This window comes from Streptomyces sp. NPDC004752, from assembly GCF_053601275.1.
Map to the genome: position 1 here is coordinate 21,057 of NZ_JBSGBN010000115.1, position 10,140 is coordinate 31,196.

The window sequence follows — 10,140 nt, forward strand, 5'->3', positions numbered from 1 at the left end:
CAGCCAGTTCGCGCGATCGGAGTGCGATGGGCACGGAGTGCGGTCATCGCGGGGACGGATCAAAGAGGCAATGGCAGCGCGGGACACGGGCCTTGCCGGCGGACGACGTCGAAGACCTGCTTCTGCAGTCCGTAGGCGTAGACGTCGTGCTCGACCAGCTTCAGCTTCCGGGTGTCCCTGTCCGTGGTGCTGAACAGACGCTTGCCCGCGCCCAGCAGCAGCGGGAGGACGAGCAGGTGGTAGCGGTCGATCAGACCCGCGTCGGAAAGGCTGTGGTTCAGGGAGGGAAAACACCAACGCCCGGCCGCCGCACACCTTCTCCCCACTGCCGCTTCGCCGTCTGCTCCCCACGGCGTACGACGGATGTCTTCGACCGGACGACGACCTCGGGGGACGCGCTCGGGAGTCTTGACCCATGGATGATCCACGCCCCGTCGAGCGTCTCTGTCACGCGATCGGCCTGATCCTCATCGTCTCCGGCCTCTTGCACCTGGCCGTGTTCGCCGTCGACGGCGGTCCCTGGTACGGCCCCGTCTCCTGGCGCAAACCCGTCACGTTCGGGCTCTCCTTCGGCGTGACGCTGATCGCGATCACCTGGGTCACCTCGTATCTCCGCGTCGGGGAACGGCTGCGCGCCGTCCTGCTCGCCGTGTTCGCCGCCGACTGCGTGGTGGAGGTCGGCGGCATCACCTTGCAGGCATGGCGCCGGGTGCCCTCGCATCTCGACATGGAGACGCCCTTCGACACAGCGGTGTCCATGACACTCGCGGTCGGCGGCGGCGTCCTCGTGGTGCTGCTCACCGTGTTCGCGGTCGCCTCCTTCCGGCATCGGCCGGCGGGGCCCGCGGGCATGGCGCCGGCGGTGCGTTCCGGATTCGCCGTCCTGCTCGTGGCACTCGCCTCGGGTGGCGCGATGATCGCGCGCGGGGTGGTGCTCACCCGGGCCGGCCACCAGGTGGCCGCCTACCACTCGACGGCACCGCTCAAGCCGCTGCACGGGGTGAGCCTGCACGCCGTGCTGGTGCTGCCGGCACTGGCCTGGCTGCTGTCCCGCACGTCCTGGAGCGAACGCGCCCGGCGGCGCGTCGTGGCCATCGCGATCGGCTGCTACGCGGCCGCGGTCGCCGCCACCGGTGTCTGGGCGGCCCTCACGTACTGAACGTTCCTCATGTACGGAACATACTGATCGTCCTGAGCACTGCGGCACGCCCGGTCCTTCAGGCGGAACCCTCCTCCTGGGTCTCCGGCTCCCGCGGTCCCGGGCGCCGCGTCCACTGCATCCACGCGCGCACGAGAGGACCGGGCCCGCTCGGGCCGCGCACCCGGTGGCCCTGCACCCGGGGGTCGTCCGTGACGTCGTACCGCTTCACGTAGGCGCCCAGGAACGCCTGCAGCGTGGCGACCGCGGGGATGGCGATGAGCGCGCCGACGGCGCCGAGCAGCGCGGTGCCCGCGATGACCGACCCGAAGGCGACCGCAGGGTGGATGTCGACGGTCTTCGAGGTGAGCTTGGGCTGCAGCCCGTAGTTCTCGAACTGCTGGTAGATCACGACGAAGGCCAGCACCCATACCGCGTACCAGGGGTCGACCGTGAACGCGATCAGCATGGGCAGCGCACCCGCGAGGTATGTGCCGATGGTCGGGATGAACTGGGAGACCAGGCCCACCCAGACGGCCAGAACGGGCGCGTAGGGCACACCCAGGGCCTGGAGCAGGATGTAGTGCGCGATCCCGGAGACGAGCGCCATGAGCCCGCGGGAGTACAGATAGCCGCCGGTCTTGTCCACGGCGATCTCCCAGGCACGCAGCACCTCCGCCTGGCGTGCGGGCGGCAGCACGGAGCACAGGGCGCGGCGCAGCCGCGGCCCGTCGGCGGCGAAGTAGAACGAGAACAGTCCGATCGTCAGCAGTTGGAACATGCCGCCGAGCACCTGGGCGGACACGTCGAGCACCCCGGCGGCGCTGGTCTGCGCGTACTTGCGCAGCCAGTCGGAGTGGAGCAGCCCCTCCTGGACGTCGACCCGTCTGAGTTCGGTGTGGAACTTCTGGTTGATCCAGTTGATGACCGAGTCGAGGTAGTCGGGGAAACCCTCGATCATCTTGATGATCTGCCCCGCGAGCATCGAGCCGAGCAGCGTGACGAATCCCGCCGTGACGACCACCAGGGCGAGGAAGACCAGGAAGGTGGCGAACCCGCGGCGCATACCGCGCGCGGCCATCCAGCTCACCGCCGGCTCGATGGCGAGGGCCAGGAAGAACGCGATGAGGACGTTGATCAGCAGACCGGTCAGCTGATGGAAGGCCCAGCTGCCCAGCTGGAACGAGGCGATGAGGGCGAGCGCGAGCACCATGGCGCGCGGCAGCCAGCGCGGCATGCGGGCGCCCGGCGCGGCGCTGTCGGCCGGGGGCCGGGCGGGCGGCGTCGTGCCGGGCGGGGATGCGTGCCGGGTGATCTGCCCGGTGTCGTCAGTGGGGGCCACGGTGCAAGTCTCGCCCACGGCACCGACAGCCCGCCGCCCCCCTCCGGCCTTCGTGACCGATCAGCGCCTTTCCCTGGCCTTCGTGACCGGTCAGCGCCTTTCCCCCGGCACGTCCATGACGGTGCAGACCACGCGCCACACGTCCTTGGCGTCCCAGCCGGCGTCCAGCGCCTGGTGCACCGTGCGTCCGCCCAGCTCCGCCATCACGTGATCACGCGCGAACGTGTCGGCGTACCCCGGACCGAAATGATCCGCCATCCGCTGCCAGAAGACCGTCAACCGCATGACTCCAGTATTCCGCCCCTGAGAGTGGGCCCTGCCCCGGACCACGTGCCGAGACCGCTTTCCGCCCTACGGTCTGTCGCATGGCCGAAACCGGAGCTTCCCCACTCCCCCCTACGCCGACGCACTCCTCGCTCTTCCGCGCCGAGCACTTCGTCTGGCTCACCGCGCGCGTGCTGGAGCAGCGCCTGTTCGCGTACCACTTCCTGAACGGCGACGCCGATCCGGTGGAGAGGGCGCTGGACGCCTACCGCAACGAGGACGGCGGGTACGGCCACGCGTTGGAGCCCGATCTGCGCGGCCCGGTCAGCCAGCCCCTGCACACCGGTCACGCGCTGGGCGTCCTGGACGCCATCGGACGGTGCGGCGGACAGCGGGTGGAGCGCGTGTGCCGCTATCTGACGTCGGTGTCCACAGCGGACGGCGCTCTGCCGTCGGTCGGTCCCGGCCAGCGCGGCTACCCGACGGCCCCGTCCGTCCAGGTCCTGGACGACCCGCCGAGCGAACTCCTCGCCACCGCAGAAGTGGTCGGGCTGCTGCACCGCAACGAGGTGTGGCACGCCTGGTTGTTCCGGGCCACGGACTTCTGCTGGCGGGCCGTGGAGTCGTTGGAGACGCCCCGTCCCCGTGAGATCGCGGCGGCGGTGGCCTTCCTGGACGCCGTGCCCGACCGCCCGCGCGCGGAGGCGCTCGCGGACCGGCTGGGCCGTCTGGTGCGGGAGCGGCGGCTCGTGGCGCTGGATGCGGACCGCGCGGCTGACCGCCCCGCCGCGCCGGACCAGCCCCTCGCGTCGGGCTCCGTCCCGAGGGAGCGCCCCTTCCCGTACGACTTCGTCCGGACTCCACACTCGCTCGCGCGCGCGTGGTTCACCGAAGAGGAGATGACGCGCTCACTGGACTTACTCGCCGCGCGGCAGCAGGAGGACGGCGGCTGGCCGGCCCGCCGCCCCCGGTGGGCCCCAGGCACCACACTGGAGTCCCGCCCCATGGCCACGATCGAGGCCCTGCGCACCCTGAGAGCACACGGCCGGCACGTGGGTTGAACGACGCGAGCAAGCCACGCGCGGGCCGGGAGCGCGACCGATCGGGCAAGGATGGGTTCGGGCCCGGCGCCCTGTCACTCCCGGCGCCTGGCCTTCCCCACGCTCCTGGCGCCCCGTCGGGCTGGAGGCGCCCCGGGCACTCCCGGCCCCGGTCGCTTCCGGCGCCCCCTCCCACGGCTTCAGCCGCCCAGGGCACGCACCCCCGCCGTCACCAGCACCGCCGCCGCGACGACGAGCAGGAACGGGGCCCGCAGCAGCAGCGCCACCCCGGCCGCCGCGAGCCCCGCCGCCCGGGCGTCCAGCACGAGCGCGTGGCCGTCGGCGAACGTCTGCTGGGCCGTGAGGGCGGCGAGTAGGGCGACGGGCAGCAGGGCGGCGAGCCGCCTGACGAGCGGCCGCTCCAGGGCGCCCGCGGGCACCAGCAGCCCGGCGAGCTTGACCGCGTAGCAACCGAGTGCGGTGGCCCCGATGGCGATCCAGGTGTTCAACGTGCTTCCTCTGTCATCCGGTCCGATGTCGTCCGATCTGGTGCGCGGCTAGGGACGTGGGGTGTCGCCACGGGCCCGGCCGCCGCGGCGGCCCTCCACGCACAGGGCGAGCGGTGCCGCGAGCGCGGCCACCAGCACCGGCACACCGGCGGGCAGGACGGGCAGCAGGCCGAGCCCCAGGACCACCGCGAGGCCCGCCACGGCTCGCTCGGTCACGGACTTCAGCATGGGCGCGAGCAGCGCCAGGAAGACGGCGGGTCCGGCCGCGTCGAGGCCCCACGTGTCGGTGTCTCCGATGGCTTCGGCGCCCAGCGCGCCGAGCAGCGTGGTGAGGTTCCACAGCACGTACAGGGTGACCCCGGTGACCAGGAACCCGAGGCGGGCGGCGCGCCGGGTCGGCTGCGCCAGCGACACCGCGGTGGTCTCGTCGATCACCCACTGGGCCGCGAACGGCCGCACCACGCGCGGGAGGGCCAGCAATTGGGACAGCCGCAGCCCGTAGAACGCGTTGCGCACGCCCAGGAAGAGGGCGCCCGCCGCGGCCGTGACCGGGCCGCCGCCGGCCGCCAGCGCTCCCACGAGCGCGAACTGGGAGGCGCCGGTGAACACCAGGAGGCTGAGCAGACAGGTCTGCGGAACGCTCAGTCCGCTGCCGGCCGAGGTCACCCCGAAGGCGAAGCCGGACAGTCCTACGGCGACGCCGACTCCGAGGGCGTCCCGGACGACGGCGGAATCGGCTTTCCCTGCGTTTCGGGCGCGTATGTCTGCGAGAGCTGTCTGATCTGCCACACCTCGGACGGTACGAGCGGCCGTCGCCGCGGGTCTTGTACGTTCTTGCGCTCACGCTGGTACGCCCCGGGAGGCACGCCGACGATCCGGGCGAAGTGGCGGTTGAGGTGCGGCTGGTCGGTGAACCCGACGGTGACGGCGGCCTGGGCCGGTGCCGTGCCCGCGTCCAGCAGGTGCCGCGCCCGGCGCACCCGGGCATCGGTCAGCCAGGCGTGCGGCGGCATGCCGTAGGCGTCGCGGAACGCCCGCAGCAGGGCGAAGGGGCTGGTCCCGAGGTCGGCGGCGAGCCGTTCCAGCGTGGGTGGTTCGGTCATCCGTTCCTCCAGCACGGCACGGGCGCGTGCGGCGATCCGGGCTCCGGCCGATCGCACCTCGTGCCGGGGGAGCGGCCCGCCGTTCAGCCGCAGCAGCCGGGTCACCGCCACCCGCAGCAGGGTGTCGGCGGCGAGCGCGTTGCCCTCGTCGGCGGCACGCAGCACCTGGTGGACGAGGCCGACCGCGTACGGGTCGTCGAGGACGGGACTGACGAAGCCGGGGGTGCCCCGGATCCCGGTGGTCTCGGCGGCTATCGCGGCCACCAGGTCGGGCGGCGGGTAGAGCGCGCCGTACCGCCAGCCCTCGGGGACGCCGGCCCGGCCGGTGTGCGCGGTGTCCGGGTTGACCAGCGCCAGCGCTCCCGCGCCGGCCTGGACGTCCGCCCCGCGGTGCTGGAAGACCTCGACGCCGTCGGCGATGGCCGCGATCACAAAGTGCTCGTGGGTGTGGCGGACGAAGGTCTTGCGGATGTAGCGGGCGCGCAGCAGGTCGACACCGGGCAGTTCCTCGTACTGCCAGTGCCGCGCCAGCTCGCCCGAACCCGCCATCCGGCCATTGTCCGTCACACCGTCGCCGGTGCGCTCGCGCTGCCCGCCGCCCGCCGCCGCCCGCCGCTGACGCCCGGCGCATCTGCCCTTGCTGCGGCATTTGCCCAGGTCAGGCGGATTGTCAGTGGTCGGGTGCAGGATGGACGCATGGTCAGCTCCACTCATCGAGCCCTCGACGGCTTCTCCCCCGCGACCCGCGGCTGGTTCACGGGGGCCTTCTCCGCGCCCACCGGGGCCCAGGCGGGCGCGTGGCAGGCCATCCGGGAGGGCTCCGATGTGCTGGTGGTGGCCCCGACCGGCTCCGGCAAGACGCTGGCCGCGTTCCTCGCCGCCCTGGACCAGCTCGCCTCGAGTCCGCCGCCGGCCGACCCGAGGAAGCGCTGTCGCGTGCTGTACATCTCACCGCTCAAGGCCCTCGCGGTCGACGTCGAGCGCAACCTGCGCAGTCCGCTGACCGGCATCCGGCACGAGTCCGTGCGCCTGGGCCTGCCCGAGCCCGAGGTCAAGGTGGGCATCCGCTCCGGTGACACCCCGGCGGCCGAGCGCCGTGCCCTGGCCACGCGTCCGCCGGACATCCTGATCACCACGCCCGAGTCCCTGTTCCTGATGCTGACCTCGGCCACGCGCGACGCGCTGACCGGCGTCGAGACGGTGATCCTGGACGAGGTGCACGCGGTCGCGGGCACCAAGCGCGGCGCGCATCTCGCGCTCTCCCTGGAGCGGCTGGACGAGCTGCTGCCCCGGCCGGCCCGCCGCATCGGGCTGTCGGCGACCGTCCGCCCGGTCGACGAGGTGGCCCGGTATCTCTCGCCCCGCCGCAAGGTGGAGATCGTCCAGCCGGAGTCCGGCAAGGAGTTCGACCTCTCCGTCGTCGTCCCGGTGGAGGACCTGGGCGAACTGGCCGGTTCCCCGGTCGCCGACGGTGCCGAGGGCGCTCAGCGGCCGTCGATCTGGCCGCATGTGGAGGAGCGGATCACCGACCTGGTGCAGGCCCACCGGTCGACGATCGTGTTCGCGAACTCCCGGCGCCTCGCCGAGCGCCTGTGCAACCGGCTCAACGAGATCGCCTACGAGCGGGCGACCGGCGAGCCCCTGGGGGAGCACCACTCCCCCGCCCAGCTGATGGGCGGCTCGGGCGCGGCCCAGGGCGCGCCCCCGGTCATCGCCCGCGCCCACCACGGCTCGGTCTCCAAGGAGCAGCGCGCCCTGGTCGAGGAGGACCTGAAGGCGGGCCGGCTGCCCGCCGTGGTGGCCACCTCCAGCCTCGAACTGGGCATCGACATGGGCACGGTCGACCTCGTCGTCCAGGTGGAGTCCCCGCCCTCCGTCGCCTCCGGCCTCCAGCGCGTCGGCCGTGCGGGCCACCAGGTGGGCGCCGTCTCCACCGGCGTGGTCTTCCCGAAGTACCGCGGCGACCTGGTGCAGGCGGCCGTCGTCACCGAGCGGATGCGGTGCGGCGCCATCGAGTCGCTGAGGGTCCCCGCGAACCCGCTGGACGTCCTCGCCCAGCAACTGGTCGCCATGACGGCGCTGGACACCTGGCAGGTCGACGACCTGCTGGCCACCGTGCGCCGGGCCGCTCCCTTCGCCTCGCTCCCGGAGTCGGCGTTCACGGCCGTCCTGGACATGCTCGCGGGCCGCTATCCGTCCGACGCCTTCGCCGAGCTGCGCCCGCGCGTGGTGTGGGACCGGGTCGCCAAGACGGTCACCGGCCGCCCCGGCGCGCAGCGGCTGGCTGTCACCTCCGGGGGCACGATCCCGGACCGGGGGCTCTTCGGGGTCTTCCTCGCCGGCGCCGACCCGAAGAAGGGCGGCGGCCGGGTCGGCGAACTCGACGAGGAGATGGTCTACGAGTCGCGCGTGGGGGACGTCTTCACACTGGGCACGAGTTCCTGGCGCATCGAGGACATCACACGCGACCGCGTCCTGGTCTCCCCGGCGCCCGGCGTGCCGGGCAGGCTGCCCTTCTGGAAGGGCGACCAGCTGGGCCGTCCGCTCGAACTGGGCCGTGCCGTGGGCGCGTTCCTGCGCGAGGTCGGCTCGCTCCCGAAGGACGACGCCCGGCTGCGGCTGCTCGCCGCGGGCCTCGACACGTGGGCCGCGGACAACGTCCTGTCGTACCTGGACGAGCAGCGCGAGGCATGCGGTCATGTTCCCGACGACCGCACGATCGTCGTGGAGCGCTTCCGCGACGAGCTGGGCGACTGGCGCGTCGTCGTCCATTCCCCCTTCGGGGCGCAGGTGCACGCCCCGTGGGCACTCGCGCTCGGCGCCCGCCTGTCCGAGCGGTACAGCATGGACGCGCAGGTCATGCACGCCGACGACGGCATCGTGCTGCGCCTGCCCGACGCCGATCTGATGGGCCTCGACCTGCTCGACCAGGACCCCGTGAAGGCGTCCACGGCGTACGACGCCGAGCAGGCACCGGTCGGCGCGGCGGACGTCGCCTTCGACCGGGGCGAGGTCGATCAGATCGTCACCGACCAGGTCGGCGGCTCGGCCCTGTTCGCCTCCCGCTTCCGCGAGTGCGCCGCCCGCGCGCTGCTGCTGCCGCGCCGCAGCCCCGGCCGCCGCACCCCGCTGTGGCAGCAGCGCCAGCGCGCCGCCCAACTGCTGCAGGTGGCCAGCGAGTTCGGCTCGTTCCCGATCGTCCTGGAGGCGGTCCGCGAGTGCCTCCAGGACGTCTTCGACGTCCCCGGGCTCGCCGAGCTCATGGGCGACATCGAGTCGCGCAGGGTCCGCCTGGTGGAGGTCACGACGCCCGAGCCGTCGCCGTTCGCGCGCTCCCTGCTGTTCGGCTACGTCGCCCAGTTCCTGTACGAGGGGGACTCCCCGCTGGCCGAGCGCCGCGCCGCCGCCCTGTCCCTGGACTCACGGCTGCTGGCCGAGCTGCTGGGCCAGGCGGAGCTGCGCGAACTGCTCGACGCGGAGGTGCTGACCGAGTTGGAGCGGGAGCTCCAGTGGCTCACCGAGGACCGCCGCGTCAAGGGCGTCGAGGGCGTGGCCGACCTGTTGCGGCTGCTCGGACCGCTCACCGAGGCCGAGCTGGCCGAGCGCGGCGCCGACCCGGGGTGGGCCCAGGAGCTGGCCGCCGCCCGCCGCGCCATCCGGGTCCGGATCGCCGGCGCCGACCATTGGGCGGCCGTCGAGGACGCGGGCCGACTGCGCGACGCCCTCGGTACGGCGCTGCCGGTGGGGGTACCCGAGGCATTCACCGAGCCGGTCAAGGACCCGCTCGGCGACCTCCTCGCCCGGTACGCCCGCACCCACGGTCCCTTCACCTCGGCCACCGCGGCGGCCCGCTTCGGCCTGGGCGTTGCGGTCACCGAGGGGGCCCTCCAGCGGCTCGCGGCGGGCGGCCGGGTCGTCCAGGGCGAGTTCCATCCCGCGGGCATCGGCCAGGAGTGGTGCGACGCGGCCGTCCTGCGCAGGCTGCGCCGCCGTTCGCTGGCCGCGCTGCGGCACGAGCTGGAGCCGGTGCCGCCGCCCGCGCTCGCGCAGTTCCTGCCGCAGTGGCAGCACATCGGGAAGGGGCACGGCCTGCGCGGCGCCGACGGACTGGTGCGCGCCGTCGAGCAGTTGCAGGGTGCGTCCGTCCCGGCGTCCGCCCTGGAGAAGCTGGTCCTGCCGTCGCGGGTGGCGCACTACAGCGCGTCGGTGCTCGACGAACTCACCTCGGCCGGCGAGATCGTCTGGGCCGGGGCGGGGGCGCTGCCCGGCAAGGACGGCTGGGTGTCGCTGTACCTGGCGGACGCGGTCCCGCTGCTCCTGCCGCCGCCCCACCCCCTGGAGCTGACCGGGCTGCACCAATCGGTGCTGGACGCCCTCTCCGGCGGCTACGGCCTGTTCTTCCGGCAGATCGCCGACCAGGTCCGTGCTACCACCCACCCCGAGGTCACCGATCCCCAACTGGCCGACGTCGTCTGGGATCTGGCCTGGTCCGGCCGGCTGACGAACGACACGCTCGCCCCGATGCGCTCCCTGCTCGGCTCGGGCCGCACGGCGGGCTCCACGGCCCACCGGGCCAGGCGCACCATCCCGCGCGGTCGCTACGGCTCCCTGACGGCCGCCGCCCGGCCCGTCTCCCGCACCGGCCCGCCGACCGTCGCGGCTCCGCCACCCAGGCCTGGCGCTGGAACCTCGACTACGTCGAGGACCTCAACGGCAACGCCATGACGTACTGGTACACGCCGGA

General features: G+C 73.3%; 7 protein-coding genes and 2 pseudogenes. 3 read left to right on the forward strand and 6 right to left on the reverse strand.

From position 1 onward, the window contains the following. Positions 1–59: 59 nt before the first annotated feature. Positions 60–284, reverse strand: a pseudogene (locus ACWEKM_RS35005) (dihydrofolate reductase family protein); the annotation flags it as partial. Between the two features lie 131 nt (positions 285–415). Between ACWEKM_RS35005 and ACWEKM_RS35010 the strand changes: the two are divergent. Beyond that, on the forward strand, positions 416–1,159 hold the full coding sequence (locus ACWEKM_RS35010) for a hypothetical protein (RefSeq protein WP_451625307.1): 744 nt from the start codon (positions 416–418) through the stop codon (positions 1,157–1,159). Between the two features lie 58 nt (positions 1,160–1,217). On the opposite strand, the gene ACWEKM_RS35015 is transcribed toward ACWEKM_RS35010, so the two are convergent. Both ACWEKM_RS35015 and ACWEKM_RS35020 read right to left on the reverse strand, forming a co-directional pair. Beyond that, positions 1,218–2,480: an AI-2E family transporter gene (locus ACWEKM_RS35015; protein ID WP_451625308.1), complete on the reverse strand. Its 1,263-nt coding sequence runs from the start codon at positions 2,478–2,480 to the stop codon at positions 1,218–1,220. A gap of 90 nt (positions 2,481–2,570) precedes the next feature. After that, positions 2,571–2,765, reverse strand: a complete 195-nt coding sequence (locus ACWEKM_RS35020) for a DUF3046 domain-containing protein (RefSeq protein WP_404032330.1) — start codon at positions 2,763–2,765, stop codon at positions 2,571–2,573. Positions 2,766–2,845: 80 nt separating this feature from the next. Between ACWEKM_RS35020 and ACWEKM_RS35025 the strand changes: the two genes are divergently transcribed. Beyond that, complete coding sequence (locus tag ACWEKM_RS35025; protein WP_451625309.1) at positions 2,846–3,805, forward strand: hypothetical protein; 960 nt, start codon at positions 2,846–2,848, stop codon at positions 3,803–3,805. A gap of 179 nt (positions 3,806–3,984) precedes the next feature. Here ACWEKM_RS35025 and ACWEKM_RS35030 read toward each other — a convergent pair whose 3' ends face one another. The 3 genes from ACWEKM_RS35030 to ACWEKM_RS35040 are packed head-to-tail and all read right to left on the reverse strand — an operon-like array spanning position 3,985 to position 5,945. Further along, positions 3,985–4,293, reverse strand: coding sequence for an AzlD domain-containing protein (locus tag ACWEKM_RS35030; RefSeq protein WP_451625310.1), 309 nt, complete (start codon positions 4,291–4,293; stop codon positions 3,985–3,987). Positions 4,294–4,341: 48 nt separating this feature from the next. Continuing rightward, on the reverse strand, positions 4,342–5,082 hold the full coding sequence (locus ACWEKM_RS35035) for an AzlC family ABC transporter permease (protein WP_451625311.1): 741 nt from the start codon (positions 5,080–5,082) through the stop codon (positions 4,342–4,344). Further along, complete coding sequence (locus ACWEKM_RS35040; protein WP_451625313.1) at positions 4,983–5,945, reverse strand: AraC family transcriptional regulator; 963 nt, start codon at positions 5,943–5,945, stop codon at positions 4,983–4,985. Before ACWEKM_RS35040 ends, ACWEKM_RS35035 begins: the two co-directional genes overlap by 100 nt. 147 nt (positions 5,946–6,092) lie before the next feature. On the opposite strand from ACWEKM_RS35040, the pseudogene ACWEKM_RS35045 reads away from it, so the two are divergent. Then, positions 6,093–10,055, forward strand: a pseudogene (locus ACWEKM_RS35045) (DEAD/DEAH box helicase); the annotation flags it as partial. Positions 10,056–10,140 lie beyond the last annotated feature (85 nt).

What these genes read in the sequence shown, in the direction of transcription:
- ACWEKM_RS35025 (WP_451625309.1), top strand. Translation starts at nt 2,846, where the DNA reads ATGGCCGAAACCGGAGCTTCCCCACTCCCCCCTACGCCGACGCACTCC.
- ACWEKM_RS35040 (WP_451625313.1), bottom strand. Translation starts at nt 5,945, where the DNA reads ATGGCGGGTTCGGGCGAGCTGGCGCGGCACTGGCAGTACGAGGAACTG.
- ACWEKM_RS35020 (WP_404032330.1), bottom strand. Translation starts at nt 2,765, where the DNA reads ATGCGGTTGACGGTCTTCTGGCAGCGGATGGCGGATCATTTCGGTCCG.
- ACWEKM_RS35010 (WP_451625307.1), top strand. Translation starts at nt 416, where the DNA reads ATGGATGATCCACGCCCCGTCGAGCGTCTCTGTCACGCGATCGGCCTG.